The sequence below is a fragment of the Geothrix sp. 21YS21S-4 genome, from assembly GCF_030845995.1.
Classification (GTDB): domain Bacteria; phylum Acidobacteriota; class Holophagae; order Holophagales; family Holophagaceae; genus Geothrix.
Map to the genome: position 1 here is coordinate 2,337,239 of NZ_CP132719.1, position 20,272 is coordinate 2,357,510.

17 protein-coding genes are annotated in these 20,272 nt (G+C 69.1%); 7 read left to right on the forward strand and 10 right to left on the reverse strand.

Features of this window, described 5'->3' with window-relative positions; genetic code table 11:
• The 3 genes from RAH39_RS10675 to RAH39_RS10685 are packed head-to-tail and all read right to left on the reverse strand — an operon-like array spanning position 1 to position 3,156.
• Entirely contained in the window at positions 1–1,128 is a 1,128-nt protein-coding gene (locus tag RAH39_RS10675; RefSeq protein ID WP_306590085.1) for an efflux RND transporter periplasmic adaptor subunit, read from the reverse strand.
• 23 nt (positions 1,129–1,151) lie between these two features.
• Positions 1,152–2,483, reverse strand: a complete 1,332-nt coding sequence (locus RAH39_RS10680; RefSeq protein ID WP_306590086.1) for a TolC family protein — start codon at positions 2,481–2,483, stop codon at positions 1,152–1,154.
• Between the two features lies 1 nt (position 2,484).
• Entirely contained in the window at positions 2,485–3,156 is a 672-nt protein-coding gene (locus tag RAH39_RS10685; protein WP_306590087.1) for a TetR/AcrR family transcriptional regulator, read from the reverse strand.
• Between the two features lie 146 nt (positions 3,157–3,302).
• On the opposite strand from RAH39_RS10685, the gene RAH39_RS10690 reads away from it, so the two are divergent.
• Positions 3,303–3,647 carry a hypothetical protein gene (locus RAH39_RS10690; protein WP_306590088.1) on the forward strand — a complete coding sequence of 115 codons (345 nt, stop codon included), beginning with the start codon at positions 3,303–3,305 and terminating at the stop codon, positions 3,645–3,647.
• A 77-nt stretch (positions 3,648–3,724) separates the two neighbouring features.
• Here RAH39_RS10690 and RAH39_RS10695 read toward each other — a convergent pair whose 3' ends face one another.
• From RAH39_RS10695 to RAH39_RS10715, 5 genes are all read right to left on the reverse strand, one after another.
• Positions 3,725–3,928, reverse strand: coding sequence for a cold-shock protein (locus tag RAH39_RS10695; RefSeq protein WP_306590089.1), 204 nt, complete (start codon positions 3,926–3,928; stop codon positions 3,725–3,727).
• A 162-nt stretch (positions 3,929–4,090) separates the two neighbouring features.
• Positions 4,091–4,885, reverse strand: coding sequence for a hypothetical protein (locus RAH39_RS10700; RefSeq protein WP_306590090.1), 795 nt, complete (start codon positions 4,883–4,885; stop codon positions 4,091–4,093).
• A 77-nt stretch (positions 4,886–4,962) separates the two neighbouring features.
• Positions 4,963–7,095, reverse strand: a complete 2,133-nt coding sequence (locus tag RAH39_RS10705) for an alpha-ketoacid dehydrogenase subunit alpha/beta (protein WP_373467324.1) — start codon at positions 7,093–7,095, stop codon at positions 4,963–4,965.
• 165 nt (positions 7,096–7,260) lie between these two features.
• Positions 7,261–8,436, reverse strand: coding sequence for an outer membrane beta-barrel protein (locus tag RAH39_RS10710; protein ID WP_306590092.1), 1,176 nt, complete (start codon positions 8,434–8,436; stop codon positions 7,261–7,263).
• A gap of 66 nt (positions 8,437–8,502) precedes the next feature.
• A complete protein-coding gene (locus RAH39_RS10715; protein WP_373467357.1) occupies positions 8,503–9,732 on the reverse strand; it encodes an ammonium transporter in 1,230 nt (409 codons plus the stop codon).
• 143 nt (positions 9,733–9,875) lie between these two features.
• On the opposite strand from RAH39_RS10715, the gene RAH39_RS10720 reads away from it, so the two are divergent.
• From RAH39_RS10720 to RAH39_RS10740, 5 genes are all read left to right on the forward strand, one after another.
• Positions 9,876–11,804, forward strand: coding sequence for an ATP-binding protein (locus RAH39_RS10720; protein ID WP_306590094.1), 1,929 nt, complete (start codon positions 9,876–9,878; stop codon positions 11,802–11,804).
• A complete protein-coding gene (locus RAH39_RS10725; RefSeq protein WP_306590095.1) occupies positions 11,801–12,490 on the forward strand; it encodes a response regulator in 690 nt (229 codons plus the stop codon). Before RAH39_RS10720 ends, RAH39_RS10725 begins: the two co-directional genes overlap by 4 nt.
• Before the next feature lie 133 nt (positions 12,491–12,623).
• Positions 12,624–13,583 carry a biotin synthase BioB gene (gene bioB / locus RAH39_RS10730; RefSeq protein WP_306590096.1) on the forward strand — a complete coding sequence of 320 codons (960 nt, stop codon included), beginning with the start codon at positions 12,624–12,626 and terminating at the stop codon, positions 13,581–13,583.
• Entirely contained in the window at positions 13,574–14,236 is a 663-nt protein-coding gene (locus tag RAH39_RS10735) for a hemerythrin domain-containing protein (RefSeq protein ID WP_306590097.1), read from the forward strand. Before bioB ends, RAH39_RS10735 begins: the two co-directional genes overlap by 10 nt.
• Before the next feature lie 165 nt (positions 14,237–14,401).
• Positions 14,402–16,171 (forward strand): methyl-accepting chemotaxis protein, encoded by a 1,770-nt coding sequence (locus tag RAH39_RS10740; RefSeq protein ID WP_306590098.1) that lies wholly within the window; start codon positions 14,402–14,404, stop codon positions 16,169–16,171.
• Positions 16,172–16,421: 250 nt separating this feature from the next.
• Here the strand turns inward: RAH39_RS10740 and RAH39_RS10745 are convergent, their stop codons facing one another.
• Positions 16,422–17,138, reverse strand: a complete 717-nt coding sequence (locus RAH39_RS10745) for an efflux RND transporter periplasmic adaptor subunit (protein ID WP_306590099.1) — start codon at positions 17,136–17,138, stop codon at positions 16,422–16,424.
• Positions 17,139–17,143: 5 nt separating this feature from the next.
• The gene (locus RAH39_RS10750; RefSeq protein WP_306590100.1) at positions 17,144–17,491 is read right to left on the reverse strand and encodes a cytochrome c3 family protein; all 348 of its coding nucleotides are present in this window, start codon (positions 17,489–17,491) and stop codon (positions 17,144–17,146) included.
• Positions 17,492–17,650: 159 nt separating this feature from the next.
• Between RAH39_RS10750 and RAH39_RS10755 the strand changes: the two genes are divergently transcribed.
• A complete protein-coding gene (locus RAH39_RS10755) occupies positions 17,651–20,260 on the forward strand; it encodes a valine--tRNA ligase (protein ID WP_306590101.1) in 2,610 nt (869 codons plus the stop codon).
• The last annotated feature ends 12 nt before the right edge of the window (positions 20,261–20,272 follow it).

The window sequence follows — 20,272 nt, forward strand, 5'->3', positions numbered from 1 at the left end:
TTACTTCCCTCCCGCGGCGGGGGCATTTGCCGCGTTGCCGATCACGCGCAGGCGGGTGCCTTCGCCCACCAGGTCCTTGCCGCCGTCGATGACCTGCGCCCCGGCGGGAAGGCCGGTGACGGGGCGATAGCCGTCCTGCTCGACGCCCAGCGTCACCTTGGCGCGGCGGGCCGTGCCCTGGTCCGCGACGAAGAGTTCCGCGTCTCGGTCCTGGGCCTTCAGCAGCGTGGCCGGCAGCGCGGGACGCTTGGTCTCGCCTTCGCCGAGGATCACGCCTTCCACGAACAGCCCGCCCTTCAGCGCGCCGTCGGGGTTGGCCACTTCCAGGCGGACGCGCAGGGTGCGGCCGTCCTGGGCCAGGCTGGGACTCACCTGGGCCACGCGGCCCTCCACGGGCCGGTCCAGGCCCATGGCGCGGAAGGTGGCCTTCTGGCCGACCTTCACCTGGGCCATGGCTTCCGCCGGCAGATCCGCGCGGATCTCCAGCTTGCGGTTGTCCACGACTTCGAAGGCCGTCTGGCCGGGGCTCAGCATCTCGCCGGGCTGCACGGCGCGGCGGGCGACCTGCCCCGCGAAGGGCGCGACCAGGCGGGCCTTCTTGAGGCGGAGGCGGGCCAGGCCGAGGTTGCTCTGGGCGGCCGCGGCGGCGGCGCGGGAGGCGTTGTAGCCCGTCTCCGCCTGCTGGGCGGACTGGCGGGTGATGCTCCGCTTCTCCAGCAGGGCCACGGAGCGGTCATTGTCGCGCTGGGCCTGGAGGGCCTGCGCCTGGGCCTGGGCGAGCTGGGCCTCGGCAGCCTGGACACCCAGGGTGTAGTCGTCCTCGTCCTGGGCGCCGAGGAGGGCCCCGGCGGCGACGGAATCGCCCTCCTGGACGGCCACGCGGGTCACGCGCCCGGCCACTTCGGCCTTCAGCTCCGCGCGGTTCACCGCCAGCAGCGTGCCCGTGAAGGCGACGGCGGGGCGGAAGCTGCGCTCCTGAAGGGCAACGAGGGTGACGGGCACCGTGCCCTCCGCTTTCACGGAGGACTGGTGATCCAGCTCCGTGTTCCGCTTGCCGCGGTGGAAGGTGGCCGCCCCGGCGATCACGAGCGCGGGGACGGCGACGAAGAGGATGGTCTTTCGGTTCATGGTCGGCTCCGGAATCGTCGAAATCAGAGAGGGGGCAGGCCGAGGGAGCGGCGCTGGTCGAAGCGGGCGGACCAGAGGCCCAGCTCCGCCCGGCGGCGCTGGCTCTCCGCCTGGCGCTCGGCGCGCTCGGCCTGAAGGAGGTCGAGGGAGGTGATCAGCCCCTGGTCGAAGGACTCGCGGCTCATCCGCAGCGCTTCGGCGGCGGCGTCATGGGCCCGGCGCGCCGCTTCGTCCAGGGCGACGGCCTTGTCCAGCTCGCGGTCGGCGGTGCTCTGCTCGATGGCGATGGAGCGCTCCTTGTCGATGCGCGTCTGCTTCACCTGCTCCAGCTGCGCCGTGTTCTGCGCGCGCTTGCCGGAGCTGCGGAGTCCGTCGAAGACCGGGAAGCGCATGGTGACGCTCACCTTCCAGGTGTCGTAGGGCTCCTTGAACAGGTTGTCCGACTTCTCGGCCTGGTAGCCGTAGCTGGCGGTCAGGTCGAACTTGGGCCGCAGGTCCGAGGTGATGATCTTCTCGTTGGCCCGGTACATGGCCTCCTGCTGCCGCATCTGGGCCAGTTCGCTCCGCTCCGCGCCCGCGGGCTTGGCGAGCAGTTCCGCCCGTCCGAGGTCGGCCAGCCGCAGGGGAGCCTTGGGATCCAATCCCAGTTGTCCGTTCAGAACCTCCAGGGTCCGCTTCACGTCGGCCTCGGCCTGGAGGGCATCGGGAATCACGGCAAACAGCTCGCTCTCGGCCCGCAGCCGATCCAGCTCCGTGGCGGTCTGCGATTCCAGCCGCGCCTTGACGTCGGAGACGAACTGCTCCGCGGTCTTCCGCTGGACCTGCACCACTTCCAGCTGCGCCTGGGCGGAGAGCACCGCCAGGTAGGCCTTCGCCACGCCGTGGAGGGTGTCCAGTTCGGCGGTGGTGAACCCGTAGACCGCCTCGCGCTCGCCCATCTTGGCGATGTCGATGGCGGTGCCCAGCTTGCCCCAGTAGAAGAGCGGCTGCGCCAGGTTGGCCTGGCCCGTGTAGATGTTGCGGGCGCCCACCAGCGATTCGGGCGTGAACCCGAACTGGGCGGCGCTGTCGCCGAACCCGCTGTTGAGGATGGACACGTCCCGCGCCCGGGTGAAGTCGCCCACCAGGGTGAGCTGCGGCAGCGCGTCGGCGCGGGTGGCGGTGATCAGCCCGCGGCGCTCGTCCACCCGGGCCTTGGCGGCGCGGAGCAGGGGGTTCTCCTGCCGGGCGCGGGCCAGCGCCCCCGGCAGATCCAGGGACGGGGCGGCTGAGGCCGCCGGAGCGGGGACTTCCGGAGAAGTCGGCGGGGGAAGCGGCGCCTGCGCCAGAAGGGCGGGCGGGGCGAACAGCAGCATGTCAGCTCCTCGGCTGGGGGAACGCCTCGGGAATGCCGAGTCCCCGCAGGCTGAATTCGGTGAGATGGCGGACGAGTTCCGACAAGTCCTCGGGATAGTCGGGGTTTCCGCGGATGAGGCGGATGATCCCCAGCGAATTCCGGAAGTGGATGAGGGGCCCCTGGATGCTCAACCCCATGTTCAGCAGGTCGTCCGCGGACAGGTCGGGGCGCAGCACCCGCAGGCAGGCCACCAGGTGATCGATGTAGGGCTGGATCTGCTCCAGGAGGAGCGGCGCCGCCGCGGGGCGCGGGGCCTGCATCTCGCGGGCCATCAGGACCATGGCGGCCTCTTCCACCGGATCGCTCCGGTCGGTGGAGATCAGGTCCTCCATGAAGGCGCGGATGTGGTCCTTCAGCCCCTGGATGGCCGCTTCCCGGGCCCCGGGAGTTCCCGGCGCCGGAACCGCCGCGAGGGCCGCCACGTGGCAAGCCTTGCGGGTGAAGATGTGCTTCAGGGCCTCCAGGTAGAGGCCTTCCTTCCCGCAGAAGTGATACGCCACCAGGGCGGAGTTCGCGTGGGCCCCCTTGGCGATCTCGCGGATTCCCGCCCCGTCGAATCCCTTCGCGGCGAAATGGAGGATGGCGGACTCGATGAGCCGCGTCCGCGTGTCCTGGGAGAAAGCGGGCGTCATAGGGGACCTCGAAAAGATCAATCGAGTGATTAACTCGGTTTTTCCAGGTTAATCAATCGGTTAATCCTGTCAACCCCCCATTCCGCCTTTGGCGCCTCCCTCTCCCCCGCCGCTTGTGCGATCCTGGGAGCTTGCGGAGTTTCCCCATGCCGTTCCTGATCTTCTATTTCATCCTGTTCGCTGTGCTCCTCTTCCAGGGCACGCACCTGGCCGGCGAGGTCAAGACGCCCCTCGGCACCCTGCCCGAGGAAGTGGGCCAGAATCCCGCGACCGCGGCCCGTTGGGGCGCGATCCTGATCGCCTCCGGCCTCCTCGGCGGATTGGCGGGCCTCCTCGGCTTCCGCTGGGCCGCGTTCGCCACGGCTCGCCCTGCCCTGTTCATCCTGGGCGTGGCGATCCTGGCCGCCTACGGGTTCTGGGTGATCGCGCTGGGTCGCCGGCCGGAGTTCATCGGCAAGCCCACCGTCGCCGACGATCACGGCCACCACTAGGCCCGCCGGGAAAAGGAACGATAAAAAAGGCGGCCCGAAGGCCGCCTTTTTTATCTTGAACGGTAGGAGTTGGAGCGTTAGATCTTGACGACGTTGGTCGCCTGGGGGCCCTTCTGGCCCTGAGCGACTTCGAAGCTGACGCGCTGGTTCTCGTCCAGGGTGCGGAAGCCGCCGCCCTGAATCGCGGTGTGGTGGACGAAGAGATCAGCGGTGCCTTCGTCGGGGGTGATGAACCCGAAACCCTTCTCGGCGTTGAACCACTTGACGGTGCCTTGAGCCATGACTGTTTCCTGCAGAGTGTCTGGTGATGTTGATTGCGATGACATGGCCCCCAGACCAGGCTGTCATTGCTTTGGTGTGAGGTCCGCCCCTGGCGGGTCACGGCATCCAGCATGACAGGATTGCGGAAGTCCACCGCTTTTTTCTGCGTCGAGTTCCGATTTTCAGAATCGGAGGACGGCTCCGAACCCGACCCCCTTCCGGTCCAGCTTCACTTCCAGATCGTCCTGGATGGAGCCTTCGGGCACGTCGAAGTGGCCCGCCTCGTAGAAGGCCCGCAGCCCGAACCACCGGACGGGGAAAATCCGCACGTCCGCCCCGTAGAGGTTGTACTTGGCACTCTTGTAGGCCAGGTAGTGGACGTAGGCCTTGGCTTCCACGGCGCCGTTGAAGCCCCGCGCGCCACCCGACAGTCCGATCTGGGGAATGGGCGCGGTGATCCGGGTGCTGGATTCCTGGGACGGTCCGAGGAGCGGCGCGCTCCGGGCGTCCAGGTCCAAGGTCCAAGCCTGCACACCCAAGTCCACGCCCAGCCAAGAGTCGTCCCCCCGCAGGAACTTGATGGTCCACACGCCGTCCACCGTGGCAAGTTTGACGTGGGACTGGACCCGCGTGCCGGCGATATAGGGGACGCCATCCAGAGTCACCATGCGGTTCACAATCCGGTCACCACGGTACTCCGCCGAGCCATTGGAGATCTGGAATGCGAAGCGGGGACCCTGGTACTCGACGAAGAACCCCGGGGTGGTCTTGTCCTTCCCCAGACCCAGGTCCGAATCCAAGTCGACATCAATAGGCTGGCCGTCCTCCACCCCGCGGAAGTGGCCCTTCAGGGTCGGGCCGTAGCTCTGGAGCCCGAGGCTCCAGGTGGGCTGAAAGCCGGCTCCGGAACTGGGAGCGCCCAACTGGGCGAACGCGGCGGTGGCGGTGAGGGAAAGGACGAGCGGCAAGGTACGCATGACGCCTCCGGAAGGATGCCCATGCTACCGCCGAAAACCCGCCGGATCTGCAATTCCAAAATCGAGATCAGGAAAAATCAGATGGCGGCGAGCTTCCGATAGGCCTCCAGGAAGTCCTGGGGCTGGGGCAGGATCTCGTCCTCCAGGGCCGGGTAGTAGGCCACCCAGGTGTCCTTGGCGCCGACGCGGCGGACCGGGGCGTCCAGATGGAAGAACAACTCGTCGGCGATCCGGGCCGCGATCTCGGCGCCGTAGCCCCAGCTCACGGTGTCCTCGTGGGCCACGATCACGCGGTGGGTCTTCTTCACCGTGCGCTCGATGGCGGGCCAATCGTAGGGATTGAGGCTGCGCAGGTCGAGGATCTCGACGGAGAGCCCCTCCTTCTCCGCCGCCCGCGCCGCCTGGACCGCGCGGTGGACCGTGTTCCCGAAGGTGATGACGGACAGGTCCGCGCCCTCCCGCACGGTCCGGGCCTTCCCGAACGGGATCATGAAGTCGGGTCCCGGATCGTTGCCCTTGTTGTGGGTCTGGCGGTAGAGGTGCTTAGGCTCCAGGAAGAGGACGGGATCGTCGCAGCGGATGGCCGTCCGCAGGAGGCCGGCGGCATCCAGGGCCGTGCTGGGGCAGATCACCCGCAACCCCGGAATGTGGGTGAACGTGCTCTCGCCGCACTGGCTGTGGTACGTGGCGCCGCCCATCAGGTAGCCGGCGATGGGGACGCGCACCACCATCGGCGCCTTGAAGGCCCCGTTGGAGCGCCACCGGATGTTGGCCAGCTCGTCGCGGAGCTGCTGCATGGCGGGCCAGATGTAGTCGAAGAACTGGATCTCCACCACGGGCTTGAAGCCCCGCGCCGCCAGGCCGATGGCGCGCCCGATGATGGTGGCCTCCGCCAGGGGCGAGTTGAACACCCGGTGGCCGCCGAACTGCTTCTGCAGGCCATGCGTGGCCTTGAACACGCCGCCCTTCCCCTTCACCTCGGCCAGGATCTCCTCGCGGCTGGCGTCGGCGACATCCTCCCCGAACACCAGGATCCGCGGATCGCGGGCCATCTCGTGCTTCAGGGTGGCGTTCAGGAGGTCGATCATCGTCTTCGCGCCGGTGGCCTGGTCGCCGGCGGCGGCTTCGGTGTCGAAGTCCGGGGACGCGGGGTCGGCGTCGGGGCTGTAGAGGTGCTCGTAGAAGCTGCCGGATTCGGGCCGGGGAGCCGCGTCCGCCTCCTCCCAGGCCCGGTCGACCTCCGCCTGGACGTCGGCCTTCAGGGCCTGCAGTTCCTCCAGGGACAGGTCGCCCCAGGCCACCAGCTGGTCCGCGTAGGTGGCCACGGGATCCCGCTGGGCCTCGGCCTCGCGCTGGGCCTTGGACTTGTAGAGCTGCTCGTCGTCGGAGAGGGAATGGCTGTAGGGCCGGATCACCCGGGCGCGCACGAGCGCCGGACCCTTGCGGGCGCGGGCGTGGTCCGCGGCGGCCTTCAGGGCCTGGAAGCTGGCGATGGGATCGCACCCGTCCACGTCGTCGATCACCAGCAGACCGTGGGCCTCGTAGCCCTTCAGCAGCGCGGCGACATTGCCGCCGGGATACTGGACTTCGCTGGGAACGCTGATGGCGTAGCCGTTGTCCTCCACGAGGAACACCACGGGGACCTTGAGGGTCGCCGCGTTGCTGACCGCCTCCCAGAACTCGCCCTGGCTGCAGGTGCCTTCGCCGGTGGTGACCAGCACCACCTCGTCGGAACGGATGCCCAGCTGATCCTGCAGACCGCCCTGCTCCGCCCGGAGCGCGGCCTCGGCGGCGCCCACGGCCTGGAGGAACTGGCTGCCCGTGGGGCTGGAGGTGGTGAAGATGTTCAGATCCCGGTGGCCCCAGTGGCTGGGCATCTGGCGGCCGCCGCTGGCGGGATCGCTGGCCGCGCCCACGGAGCCCAGGAACATCTCCTTCGCGGTGTAGCCCAGGCCGTAGGCCAGGGCGCGGTCCCGGTAGTAGAAGAAGAACCAGTCGTGGCCGGGCCGGAACGCCATGGCGGCGGCGGCCTGGACGGCCTCGTGCCCCACGCCGTTGATCTGGAAGAAGACCTTGTTCTGGCGCTTGCCGGTGATCTCCTTGTCGTCGATCCGGCGGGCGGCGTAGATGGTGCGGTACAGTCCCACCCGCTGGTCGCGGGTCAGGGTCGCGGCGGGCGCGGACAGGTCGGAACGGGCGGCCAAAGGCACTCCTTGGGACTCCTGCCGAGGTCGGCGTGCGGAAGGGTCCCAATCTAGCACGGCGGGGCCGGAGTTCCCTGAAAACCCCGGCCCTTTTACAGACCAATCCGGAAGAGATCCCTCTTTCTCCGGGAGGGACCGCAGACCGGCGCAGATCAATTGCGACAGAAAGGTCTAGAAACTCGCGCCCAACCCGATGGTGGCCGAGAAGCCCTCGCGGAAGGTCTTGCCCTGGGCATCCGCGAGGTCCCGGTTGAGCCGGTCCTGCCGCAGCTCCAGGCGCGCGAAGGCGGGGCCGTGCTTCTTTTCGGCGCCCACGCTCCAGGACCAGGCGACCAGATCCACGCCCGAGCGGCCGGCGTAGGTCCCGCCGGGGCCATCCAGCTCCAGGCTCGCGCGGATGGTGGGATCGCAGGAGAGGCGCACGCCGGAATCATCGGACAGGTGCTCACCCCGGACGAAGAGGGCGATGCCCCGGCCGATGTCCAGCTTGTAGATGGCGCCGACCCCGCGCCAGAAGGCATCCACGGGCATCACGGCCCCGAGGATGTCGGCCGCGGCGAAGCGCTCCCGCCCCAGGGACACTTCGCCCTGGAGGGTGGAGGGCCCCCACACCCACTGCCCCATCAGGCACACCCGCTCGCGCTGGCGACCTTCGGCGCCGCTGTTGGCCGCCGCGCCCAGGCCGTTCTGCTCGGGGCCGCGGTAGGCGTGCAGGGAGAGGTAGCGGTCCTGCGCGCCGCGATGGTTGTAGGTGAGCCCCAGGCCCATGGACTTCCCGTGGTTGTTGTCCTTGAGGCGGTCCTCGCCGTTGAACACCCACAGGTCGGCGCTCCACACCGGGCTGAAGGCGTGGTGCCAGTTCACGCCCACCTGGCCGAAGGGATCCGAGTACGAGAACAGAAGGCCCCGGCTGGCGGTGATGTTCTGGCTGCCGTCCAGGAACTCCATTCCGATGAACGTCATCATCCGCCCGACGCGCAGGGTGTCCCGCTCGCCGGTCCAGGCCACCAGGGCCTCCACCGGCGCGATGGTCCCGGTGTCGCCGGTGCTGGCCTGGATGGTCTTTCCGGTCTGGCCCGCCAGGAGGGTCGCCTTGGCGGACCAGCCCCGCGCGAAGCTCGCATCCACGCCGAGCATCAGGCCGTCGAGGCTGAACTGGCTCTGGCCCGATTCCATGGGGCGGAAGGCCAGCGAGCCGTCGGAGGTCTCGCGGTCCTGGGTGACCGCGGAGGCCCACAGGGAGCCCCGCCACTTGAGCGTGGGCGCGGCCGCTTCGGAAGGGGCCTGCTGGGCCACGAGGACGGCACAGAAGCCGAGCAGGGAAATCGTCACGCGATGCGCGCGCATGGTCATCTCCAAAGAACGGGGACGGGACGGCCCCGCGGCCGCCCCGTCAGAACGATTGCCGGCGGATCAGAGCCCCTGGGGATAGGCCTCTTCGCCGTGCAGTTCGGTGTCCAGCCCCCGCTCCTCGGCGGTGGGCGCCACGCGGACCGGGGTGATGCGGTCGATGATCCACAGCATTCCGTAGGTGAACCCGAAGGCCCACACGGAGGAGACGGCCACCGCGGCGCACTGCTTCCCGAAGAAGCCGATGTTGCCGAGCAGGAGGCCGTCGGACCCGGCGGGGTTCCAGGCCTTGGAGGCGAACACGCCCAGGAAGATCACGCCGATGAAGCCGCCCACGCCGTGCACGCCCCAGACGTCCAGCGCGTCGTCCCAGCCCAGCTTGTTCTTGAGGGCGACGGCGTAGTAGCAGATCACGCCCGCCAGGATCCCGATGAGGGCCGCGGTGCTGAGGGAGACGTAGCCCGCCGCCGGGGTGATGGTGGCGAGGCCGGCGACGGCGCCCGTGAGCAGGCCCACGAACTTGGGCTGCTTGGCGTTCATCCATTCCACGAACAGCCACGCGGCGGCGGCGAAGCTGGCGGCCACGTCGGTGTTGAGGAACGCGCTGGCGGTGATGCTGTCCACCTTCAGCTCGGACCCGGCGTTGAACCCGTACCAGCCGAACCACAGCAGGCCCGTGCCCAGGGCGATGAGGGGGATGTTGTGGGGGACGTTCTCCACCACCTTGCGGCGGCCCACGTACAGGATGGACGCCAGGGCGGCGAGCCCGGCCGTGTTGTGGACGACGATCCCGCCCGCGAAGTCCAGGACGCCCCACTTGGCGAGGATGCCCTCGGGGCTCCACACCATGTGGACGAAGGGGAAGTAGACGAAGATCAGCCAGCCGGTCAGGAACAGGAAGTAGGCCTTGAAGGTCACCCGGTTGGCGAAGGCGCCCGTGATCAGGGCCGGCGTGATGATGGCGAACATCATCTGGTAGGCCACGTGGACGATCAGGGGGATGCCCGCGTCATTGCCTGTGTACATGCTCTGGAGGGTGATCCCCTTCAGGAAGGCGTAGTGGGTGGGATCGCCCACGATCCCGTGCCAGGTGGGGCCGAAGCACATGGAGTAGCCGAAGGCGAACCACAGCACCGTGGTCCAGCCGAGGCTGACGAAGCTCTGGGTCATGATCGTCAGCACGTTCTTCCGGCCCACGAGCCCGCCGTAGAAGAAGGCGAGGCCGGGGGTCATCAGCATCACGAGGCTGGCGCAGAGCAGCATGAACGCGGTATTGCCGACGTTGAGCGGCATGGGGGACATAAAAGTTACCTCCTCATCACGAATGAATCCGACGGCCGAGTATGCAGAGGAAGGCCTGTGACCAGGGTCCGCGGGCCGGAGTTTTTACGCGCTTTTTATGCGGCCCCCGTGGTCGGCTTACCCTGGTTCCATCCATGGACGCGCATCCCCGGCCCATCCTCGTGGCCCTCGGTTCCGAGGCCCGCTCGCTCCGCCTGATCCAGGCGGGGTTCCGCCTGGCGCGGGAGCGCGGCGCGCCCTGGATCGCGGTCCACGTGGACACGGGCCCCGGCGTCGCCGAGGACGCCGAGCAGGTCCAGGTCTGGATGCAGGAGGCCCAGCGCCTGGGGGCGGAGGTCCAGTGGGCGCAGGCGCCCACCCTGGCCCGGGGCCTGACGGACCTGGTGAGGAGCAGCCACGCCCAGGCGCTGGTCCTGGGCCGTTCCCGGGACCGCTGGCCCTGGGCGCGGCTGGGGCACTCCACCGCGGACGAGCTCCAGCGCCGGGGGCTCGACGCGCAGATCGTCGTGATGGACGACCGCGCGGAGGGCGCGGGTCCCGGCGCCGGAGGGATCCGGTTCGGGGCCGTGGTCGGCACGTTCGTGGTGCTGGCCGCCTGCACGGGACTGGCGTGGCTGGTGCCGCCCGAGGGCAACCTCTCCCTGGTGCTTCCCATCTACCTGGTGGGCGCCACCTTCATCGCCCGCCGCTGGGGGCCCGCGCTGGGGATCCTCGCCTCCGTCGTGGGCACGCTTCTCTACGACTTTCTGCTGGAAACGCCGCGGTTCAACGTGGCGGGCGGGCACTGGCCGAACCTGCTCTTCTTCCTGCTGATGCTGGTGGCGGCCCAAGTGGTCATCGGGCTGCTGGGCCGGATGCGGCGGCAGGCGCGGGAGGTCCAGCGCCGCGAGGTCCACACCGCCTCCCTCTACCTCCTGGGCCGCGCCCTGGCGCGCAGCCGGACACCCCGGGAAGTGGCGGAGACCGCCGCCGAGCACATCCGCCGCGTCTTCCGCGCCCAGGCGTGGCTGCTGTTCCCCGACCACGACCGCTGGGCGGTCCAGCCTTTCCCCTTCTCCCCGCCCTTCCTGGCCGCGGACCTGCCCGCCCCCGCGGAACTCCTGCCCCGGCTGGCGGTGGGGGAGCGGCTGGGCGATCCCCTGGAGCCCCTGGCCGTGGGCGAGGCCACCTGCCTGTCCCTCACCGGCACCGACCGCAGCGAAGGCGTCCTGCGGATCCTCCCGGACGAGCCGGAGGGGCTGCCGCCCTCCACCTGGGAACTCCTCAAGGCCTTCGCCGTCCAGATCGCCCTGGCGCTGGAGCGGCTGCGCTGGCTGGAGGAGGCCCGCCGGGCCCACGTCGAGAACGAGACCGAGCGCCTCCGGAGCACCCTGCTGGGCGCCATCGGCCACGACCTGCGGACGCCGCTGGCGGCCATCCACGGCGCCGCCAGCAGCCTGCTCCTGCCGGGCGAGATTCCCGAATCCACCCGCCGGGACCTGCTGGCCATGATCCAGGACGAAAGCGAGCGCCTGGCCCAGCTCCTGGGGAACCTCCTGGACCTGACCCGCCTCGAAAGCGGCGCCCTCCAGGCCCAGAAGGACTGGCAGCCCCTGGAGGAGGTGGTGGGATCGGCCCTGGGCCGCCTGGAGCGCCGCTCCGGCCCCCTGCCGGTGAGGGTGGATCTGCCGGAGGATCTCCCGCTGGTCCCCCTCGACGCGGCCCTCATCGAGCAGGTCCTCATCAACCTGTTCACCAACGCTCAGGTCCACGCGCCGGGGCGGAACGTGGACCTGCGGGCCTGGGGCGCGCCCGGATGGGTCCACCTGGAAGTGGCGGACCGCGGGCCGGGCCTCCCCGAGGGCTTCGAGGAGCGGGTCTTCGACAAGTTCTTCCGGCTGCCGGGCGCGGGCGAAGGGGGCGTGGGGCTGGGCCTCGCCATCTGCCGGGCCGTGCTCCAGGCCCATGGCGGCTGGATCCGCGCCGAGGGCCAGCCCGGCGGGGGCACCGTGTTCCACCTGGCGCTTCCCCTGGACGGCACGCCGCCCGCCGCCCCCGAACCCGCCACCGGGAGCGCCCCGTGAACCAGCCGCTGATCCTGATCGTCGAGGACGAGGAATCCCTCCGCCGCTTCCTGGTGCCCACCCTCGCCGGCCAGTCCTACCAGGTGCTGTGGGCCGCCACCGCCTCCGAAGGCCTGGCCATGGCGCGGAGCCACAACCCCGACCTGGTGCTGCTGGACCTGGGGCTGCCGGACCTGGACGGCATGGCGGTCCTGCGGGAACTGCGGAGCTGGAGCCGCAAGCCGGTGATCGTCCTGAGCGCCCGGACCCAGGAGAAGGACAAGGTGCGGGCCCTGGACCAGGGCGCCGACGACTACCTGGCCAAGCCCTTCGGGGCCGCCGAGCTCCTGGCCCGGATCCGGGTGGCCCTCCGCCACGCGCTTCCCTCCGAAGCCCCCGAACCCGCCGTCCGCAGCGGGAGCCTCCGGATCGACCTGGGGCGTCGGGAAGTGAGCCAGGACGGCCTTCCCGTCAAGCTGACGGTCCTGGAGTACCGCCTGCTGGAGGCCCTGGCGAAGCGCAACGGGAAGGTCGCCACCCACGCCCAGCTCCTGGGCGAGGTGTGGGGCCCCGGAGGCGAAGGCCACACCCACTACCTCCGGATCTACATGGCCATGCTCCGCCGCAAGCTGGAGGCCGACCCGACGAGACCCCGGCACCTGATCACCGAGCCCAGCGTCGGCTACCGCCTGCACGTGGACGGCTGATGCCATTTTGCATTCCAAAGACAAGGCTCACCACCAATTGGTGGTGAAAAGAGAATCTTGGTTCTTGATCGCCGATGGGTATGAACCTCCGTCAGGGAGAGCCCGGGGTAGAATGGCGCCTTTGCGAGCGCCCATGCCCCGTTCCGCCGACGAGATCCGCGCCCTCCACGACCTCCCGGTCCCCGAGCTGCTCTACCGCGCCGCCACGGCCCACCGGGCGCACTGGAACGCCGAGGAGATCCAGTTCTGCACCCTGGATTCCATCAAGACCGGCGCCTGTCCCGAGGACTGCGCCTACTGCCCCCAGAGCGCCCGCTACAACACCGCCCTGAAGGGGGAGCCCCTCAAGGACGTGGAGAAGGTGCTGGCGGGGGCCGCCGAGGCCAAGGCGAACGGCAGCACCCGCTACTGCATGGGCGCCGCCTGGCGCGAGGTGAAGGACGACGCCAACTTCGACGCCGTCCTGGACATGGTGCGGGGCGTCTCCGGAATGGGGATGGAGGTCTGCGTCACCCTCGGGATGCTGGACGAATCCCAGGCCCAGCGCCTGAAGGCCGCCGGCTGCCAGGTCTACAACCACAACATCGACTCCAGCCGCGACTTCTACGAGACCATCATCCACACCCGGACCTTCGACGAGCGCCTGACCACCATCGCGGCGGTCCGCGCCGCGGGGCTGGAGGTGTGCTCCGGCGGGATCGTGGGCATGGGCGAGACCATCGACCAGCGCATCCACTTCCTGCAGGAACTGACGGAGCTGGAGCCCGCCCCCGAGAGCATCCCCATCAACCAGTTCGTGGCCGTGGACGGCACGCCCCTGGCCGGCGTCCCGCCCCTGCCGCCCCTGGAGCTGGTCCGCATGATCGCAGCGGCCCGGATCCTGTTTCCCAAGAGCCGCATCCGCCTCAGCGCCGGACGCACCCAGATGAGCGACGAGCTTCAGGCCCTGTGCTTCTTCGCGGGCGCCAACTCCATCTTCACGGGCGACAAGCTGCTCACCACCCCCAACCCCGGCGGGAACCACGACCACTGGCTGCTGGGCGCCCTGGGGATGCGGGTGGAAGGCGCGCCGAAGGCCCAGCCGTGCAACTGATCGAGGATCTCCGCGCCGAACACCAGCTCATCGAGCGCGTGGCGGGCGCCTTCCGGACGTTCGTGGAGACGCGCCTCGCCGGGCAGGGCGCTCCGTCGGACGGCCCCCGCTTCATGGCCTTCTTCCGCCGCTACGCCGGGGACTTCCACCACGACAAGGAGGAGCAGGTCCTGTTCCGCGCCCTGGCCGAGCGGGCCGAAGTGCCCGCCCACCGCGGGCCCCTGGCCGCCCTGACCGCCGAACATGCCCGGATGGCGGGCCTGCTGGATGGGCTGGAAGGCCTCGTCGGCACAGCCTTGATCGAGCAAGCCGACCGGGAGCGTCTGCGGGCGCTCGCCGTGGACTACAGCCGCTCCCTGTGGCGCCACATCGACGCCGAGAATTCGGTCCTCTTTCCCGAAGGGGAGGAGCGCCTCCGTCGCGTCCACGTCCGCGAGCTGCCGTCCCGGCCCATGACCGAAGCGGAGGCTGACGCGCGGGCGACGGGCCTCGCACTAACCGAAACCTACCCGCCCCTGCACGATGCGGAGGTCCTCCGCGGGGACGGCTGCATGCTGTGCCCGTCCTTCGGGACCGCCTGCGAAGGGCTGGAGCGCGAGTGGTGGACGGATCTGGACTGGGAGGACATGCAGGCGCGGATGACGGGGGAATGACGCCCCTGTGACGCGCCTCACAAAGGGGCCTTTTCCGCCCTCCGGGGGCTGATTTCCGGATTCATTCCCATCTGTCCCCGGCCGATCAGGGGGTTTGGGCCTCCTGAGGAGCGCCCGCGGCCTGCCCGCAGGGGCTCACGGTCGACGCCACAGACCGGAGCCCCCATGAAGCTGATCAAGGCCCTCTATTACCTTGCCGAGAAGGCCTTCTTCCATTCCATCCCCCGCAAGATCCTGGGCTGCATCCTGCCCCTGTTCGTCCTGCTGGTGGTGCTGAGCGCCCACACCCTGCACCTGGTGAAACAACTGAAGGTGAGCCTGGGCGGCCAGGGCTCCGCGGAGGTTCTGGCCCTCATCTCCCAGGCGGAGCTCGCCGCCATCGTCATCCCCATCGCGGCGGCGATCCTCGGCCTGGGCGCGTTCCTGGCCTTCCACTTCTCGGTCTCCGGCCCCATCCGCCAGATCTCCGCCACCATCCGCAGCGGCGACTTCTCCAAGGATGTGGAGGTGGACACCCACGACGAGATCCGCGGGCTGGCCGACAGCTTCAACCGGTTCGCCGGGGACATCCGCAACATCCTGGACGCGTCCAAGCGGCTGGGGCTCGCCATCGCCGTGGACGCCACCCGCACGTCCAAGCTGGCGTCGGATTCCGCCGTCGACGCCCAGCGGCAGGGGGACCTCTCCGCCCACATCTCCCGCACCAGCCAGGAAGTGGCCCAGACCGTGGACGGCATCGCCCGCGTGACCGAAGGGATCGCCGGAACCACCGTGGAGAACCTGGAATCCGCCCGCCTGACCCACGGCGAACTGGCGGACGCCAACGCTGGAATGGAGCGGACCACCCGCCGCCTGACGGACTTCGCGCAGCTCGTGGCGGGCCTCAGCGAGAAGTCTGCCCGCATCAGCGACGTGGTCCAGCTCATCGAGGGCGTGTCGGGCCAGACCAAGCTCCTGGCCCTCAACGCCACCATCGAGGCCGCCCACGCAGGCCAGGCGGGCCGCGGGTTCGCCGTGGTGGCCGAGGAGGTCCGCAAGCTGTCGGACCGGGTGGGCGAAGCCACCGAGGAGATCTCCCGCAACATCGGCGACATGCTCCAGGACGTGGAACGGACCGCCTCCGAGATCCGCGAGATCGACCACGGCTTCCGGGACACGTCCACCATCCTGGACCGCGCCTCCGGCCACTTCGAGAAGCTGATGGGCGACTTCGAGAACAACACCTCCCAGTTGTCGGAAACCACCTCCGCGGTGGGCGGGATCTCCACCGTCAGCACGGAGATCTACCACCAGGTCCAGGACATCCACGCCCTCAGCGTGGACGCCGGCCGGCGCCTGGAGGAATCCACCCGCTGCTCCCGCGACATGAACCTCGCCACCGAAAAGCTGCTGGAGCTGGTGTCGCGCTTCAAGACGGGCAAGGGCGAGCTGGAGGGCGTCATCCACCGCGCCGCCCACTGGCGCGAGGTGATGGAGACCCGCATCGCCGGCCTGGCCCAGCGCGGCCTCGACGTGTTCGACCGGGACTACCGCCCGGTGCCCAACACCCATCCCGAGAAGTTCCTCACGTCCTACGCCGTGGCCTTCGCGAAGGAGCTCCAGCCGGTGTTCGACGAGGCCCAACGGGACCTGGGCGCCATCTACGCCGTCGCGCTGGACGTCAACGGCTACCTGGCCATCCACCATTCGGCCACCTCCCATGCCCTCACGGGCGATCCCAAGGTGGACGTGGCGAACAGCCGCCACCAGCGGATCTACTTCAACGTCGAGACGGAAAAGCGCCGCTCCCGGAACACGGAGACCTTCCTGTTCCAGACCTACATGCGCGACACCGGCGAGATCCTGAACGACCTCTCCATGCCCATCCACGTGGACGGCCGCCACTGGGGCGCCATGGTCACCGGCTTCCGGCCCGAGCGGTTCCTGGAGGCCTGATCCCCAGAGGCGATCACTGCCAAGGGGTTTCTTTTCACCGCCAAGACGCCAAGGGCGCCAAGAAAAGCAGGGGCTCAGGCTGCTTTTCTTGGTGTCTTCGTGTCTTGGTGGTGTTTCTTTTCCAGGCCATGAAGACTTTCACCACCAAGGCACCAAGTAAGGACAGAAGCTTCCTGCTTTAACTTGGCGTCTTGGCGGTGATCCCTATCTTTTAAATGCTTTGAATCCCGTCTTTCCGGACGACCGGCGTTCAGGGCAGCAGGATCTGCGCCGGCAGGCCCGTCCGAATCCGGCCGCCGGGATTGGGGACCACGACTTTGACGCGCACCTTCCCGCGGGCGTCGGCGCAGGGATCCACGAGCGTCACCTCGCCGTCCGCCTCCGCCTGCTCGCCCAGCTGCGGCAGGCGCACCCGAACCTTGGCGCCGACGGCCAGGGGGGCCACCGCCGCGGGATCGGCCGCGCACTGGACCACCACCCGGCTGAGGTCCACCAGCCGGAACAGGGGCTGGCCACTGGAGACGGCCTCGCCGACTTCCCGGTACCGCTGCACCACCACGCCGTCCATGGGCGCCAGGACGGTGCGCAGCCGGACCTGCTCCGCCGCGGCCTCGTACTGCAGGCGCGCCAGTTCCAGATCCAGCCGGCACTCCACGGCTTTGGACTCGGGGATCACCTTACTGTCGTAGAGGCGCTTGGCGCCCTTGGCCTCGAATTCCCGGCGCTCCAGCAATGCCTTGGTGCGCTCGGCCTCTAGTTCCTCCAACTTCGCGTAGAGCAGCGCCAGGGGCTGGCCCGCCTTCACGGCCTCCCCTTCCTGGACCTTCGCCTGCTCCACCCGGCTGGAGACGGGGGCGCTGACCTCCACCTGGCGGAAGGGCTGGATCACGCCCTCCAGGGGCGCCGCGGAGAGGGCCGCGCCCAGAAGAAGGGTGCAGGGAAGGAGAAGGGCGCGGGACGGGGACATGGGCCTCACTTGATGTGGAAAGTGTATTTCCCCTCGTGGCACTCCAGGCACTTCACCGCCGGCGGGCGGTGCTGACGGTGGCATTCGGTGCAGGGGATCGGGCCCTTGTGGGAGTCGTGGGGGTTGGGCTTCACGTGCTTCGTGAGGGCTTTCATCGCCGGATAGTCGCCGTGGCACACCATGCAGGCCTCGTCCGCCACTGCCGCCGAAGTCGGCTTCTCCTTGTGGTGGCAGTCGTGGCAGATCACGTTGGCCTTGGCGTGGGGCGCGGGGAGGGGCCGCTCCTCCGCGAAGGCGATCCCTCCGGCCAGCAGGCCGGCCACCGCTAGGATCCCGAATCCACGTGGACGCATGTGCCCTCCCGCCCCGTCCTGGCCGGCGACGGTTCCTTTATCCCACGCGGCCTCCGGCGCCCGCCGTGATCCGCGTCAATGCTGGAAGCGGCCCGGGGCCACCGGTAGACTGATCCATTCGGCGCCGGGAACCCGCAGTCCTCGGCCCAGGGGACTTCCATGCGCGAGATGGACAAGGCTTTCGACTTCAGGACGGCGCAGACCCGCTGGTACGCCGTGTGGGAGGAGGCCCGCGCCTTCGAGGCGGCGCCGGAGAGCGGCAAGGAGCCCTGGTCCATCGTCATCCCGCCGCCCAACATCACCGGCAACCTGCACATGGGCCATGCCCTGGTGAACACGCTCCACGACGTGCTCACGCGCTTCAAGCGGGCCCAGGGCTTCGACGCCCTGTGGGTGCCGGGGACGGACCACGCCGGGATCGCCACCCAGATGATGGTCGAGCGCCAGCTCAAGGCCGAAGGGACCGATCGCCACCAGCTGGGCCGCGAGGCCTTCGAGCAGCGCATCTGGGACTGGAAGGAGAAGAACCAGGGCGCCATCGAACACCAGCTCAAGCGCCTGGGCAGTTCCGTGGACTGGACCCGCAACCGCTTCACCCTGGACCCCGCCCTCAACAAGGCCGTGCGCAAGGTCTTCGTGGAGAGCTACAAGGCCGGCCGCATCTACCGCGGCCCGCGCATGATCCAGTGGGATCCGGCTCTCCAGACGGCGCTGAGCGATCTCGAAGTGAAATACGAGGAGCGGCGCGGCAAGCTGTGGCACCTCCGCTATCCCCTGGCGGACGGCAGCGGCGACATCGTGGTGGCCACCACGCGCCCCGAGACGATGCTGGGCGACACGGCGGTGGCCGTGCATCCCGACGACGAGCGCTACCGGCACCTGATCGGCAAGCTGATGGACCACCCGCTGACAGGCCGTCAGATTCCGCTGGTGGCGGATACCTTCGTGGATCCCGCCTTCGGCACCGGCTGCGTGAAGGTCACGCCCGCCCACGATCCCAACGACTTCTCCGCGGGCCAGCGCCTCAAGCTGCCCTCCATCGCCGTCATCGGGTTCGACGCGAAGATGACCGAAGCCGCGGGCGCCTACGCGGGCCTGGACCGGTTCGAGGCCCGCAAGCGGATCGTGGCGGATCTGGAGGAACAGGGTTTCCTCGTGAAGGTGGAGGACTACACCCACAAGATCAGCCTCAGCGACCGCAGCGGCGCCGTCCTGGAGCCGCTCGTCAGCGAGCAGTGGTTCATGGACGTGAAGGAAGCCGCGGCCGGGGCGCTGGCGGCGGTGCGCGACGGGCGCATCCAGTTCACGCCCGAGCACCACGTCGCCGTGTGGGAGCACTGGCTGACCAACATCCAGGACTGGTGCATCAGCCGCCAGCTGGTGTGGGGCCACCGCATCCCCGCGTGGACCTGCGGCGCCTGCGGCACGCTCCACGTGGAGCTGGAGGCCCCCGCGGCCTGCGCCTGCGGATCCAAGAATCTCATCCAGGATCCGGACACGCTGGACACCTGGTTCTCGTCGGCGCTGTGGCCGTTCAGCGTGTTCGGCTGGCCGGACGAGACGCCGGACCTGAAGCGCTACTACCCCACCAGCGTGCTGATCACCGGCTACGACATCCTGTTCTTCTGGGTGGCGCGCATGGCCATGGCCGGCCTCACCTGGATGGGCGAGGTGCCTTTCCGCAAGGTCTACTTCAACAGCCTGGTGCGCGACGCCAGCGGCCAGAAGATGAGCAAGACCAAGGGCAACGTCATCGATCCGCTGGAGGTGATGGAGGAGTACGGCACCGACGCCCTGCGCTTCGCCCTGTCCATCATGGCGGCGCCGGGAACCGACATCGCCATGAGCCCCGCGCGGCTCGAAGCCAGCCGCAACTTCTGCAACAAGCTGTGGAACGCCTCGCGGTTCGTCCAGATGAACCTGGACGATTCGATCACGCTGGCGACGGAGCCGGAATTCGGCGAAGCCGAGTTCTGGATGGTGGGCCGCCTGCGGGACGAACTCACGGCGATCACCGAATCGCTCGAAGCCTTCCGGTTCCACGACGCCGCGGAACGGCTGTACCACCTGGTCTACGACGACTTCTGCGCCACCTACATCGAGCTGGCCAAGGTGCAGCTCCAGAACGGGACCGCCGCCCAGAAGGCCGCCATCCTGCGCTTCCTGGACATCCTGCTGCGCGCCCTGCACCCCTTCGTGCCGTTCCTCACGGAAGAGATCCACGAGGCGGTGATCGCCCCCCGCCTGCCGACCGCGGAACCGACCCTGCTCACGCTGAGAAGCTGGCCCATGGATGAGCCGCTCCTCCGCACCCAAGGCGGCAAGCCAGCGCTTATCCCCCGCTTCCAGGAAGTGCTCTCCGCGTTCCTGCGCCTCAAGGCGGAACAGGGCGTGGATCCGGCCAAGCGGGTGGCGGCCTTCTGTTCCCTGGCGGAACTGGAGCCCTTCGCCGAGGCCCTCAAATCCATCGCGCGGCTCGAATCCGTGACCTTCACCCAGGCGGACCTGGCCTCGCCCACCCGCGCCGTGGCCGTGGTGGCGGGCGGGACCGTGGCTCTGGAACTGGCGGGCCTCAAGGACCCGGCGGCGGAGAAGGCCAAGCTGGAGAAGGAACTGGCCAAGCTGGAGAAGGAACTGGAACCCCTCCGTGGGCGCCTGGCGGACGACAGTTTCGTCACCAAGGCTCCGGAAGCGGCCGTCGCGAAACTGCGCGCCCAGGCCGAGGAAAAGGAGCGGCGGCTGGCCCAGGTGAAGGCTCTCCTGGGCTGAATCCTTCCCCGC

Excerpts from the sequence above, each read along its gene's own strand:
- RAH39_RS10690 (WP_306590088.1), top strand. The coding sequence starts at position 3,303 with ATGCCGTTCCTGATCTTCTATTTCATCCTGTTCGCTGTGCTCCTCTTC.
- bioB (WP_306590096.1), top strand. The coding sequence starts at position 12,624 with ATGCCCCGTTCCGCCGACGAGATCCGCGCCCTCCACGACCTCCCGGTC.
- RAH39_RS10720 (WP_306590094.1), top strand. The coding sequence starts at position 9,876 with ATGGACGCGCATCCCCGGCCCATCCTCGTGGCCCTCGGTTCCGAGGCC.
- RAH39_RS10675 (WP_306590085.1), bottom strand. The coding sequence starts at position 1,128 with ATGAACCGAAAGACCATCCTCTTCGTCGCCGTCCCCGCGCTCGTGATC.
- RAH39_RS10745 (WP_306590099.1), bottom strand. The coding sequence starts at position 17,138 with ATGTCCCCGTCCCGCGCCCTTCTCCTTCCCTGCACCCTTCTTCTGGGC.
- RAH39_RS10700 (WP_306590090.1), bottom strand. The coding sequence starts at position 4,885 with ATGCGTACCTTGCCGCTCGTCCTTTCCCTCACCGCCACCGCCGCGTTC.
- RAH39_RS10680 (WP_306590086.1), bottom strand. The coding sequence starts at position 2,483 with ATGCTGCTGTTCGCCCCGCCCGCCCTTCTGGCGCAGGCGCCGCTTCCC.
- RAH39_RS10695 (WP_306590089.1), bottom strand. The coding sequence starts at position 3,928 with ATGGCTCAAGGCACCGTCAAGTGGTTCAACGCCGAGAAGGGTTTCGGG.
- RAH39_RS10685 (WP_306590087.1), bottom strand. The coding sequence starts at position 3,156 with ATGACGCCCGCTTTCTCCCAGGACACGCGGACGCGGCTCATCGAGTCC.
- RAH39_RS10715 (WP_373467357.1), bottom strand. The coding sequence starts at position 9,732 with ATGCCGCTCAACGTCGGCAATACCGCGTTCATGCTGCTCTGCGCCAGC.
- RAH39_RS10740 (WP_306590098.1), top strand. The coding sequence starts at position 14,402 with ATGAAGCTGATCAAGGCCCTCTATTACCTTGCCGAGAAGGCCTTCTTC.
- RAH39_RS10755 (WP_306590101.1), top strand. The coding sequence starts at position 17,651 with ATGCGCGAGATGGACAAGGCTTTCGACTTCAGGACGGCGCAGACCCGC.
- RAH39_RS10710 (WP_306590092.1), bottom strand. The coding sequence starts at position 8,436 with ATGCGCGCGCATCGCGTGACGATTTCCCTGCTCGGCTTCTGTGCCGTC.
- RAH39_RS10750 (WP_306590100.1), bottom strand. The coding sequence starts at position 17,491 with ATGCGTCCACGTGGATTCGGGATCCTAGCGGTGGCCGGCCTGCTGGCC.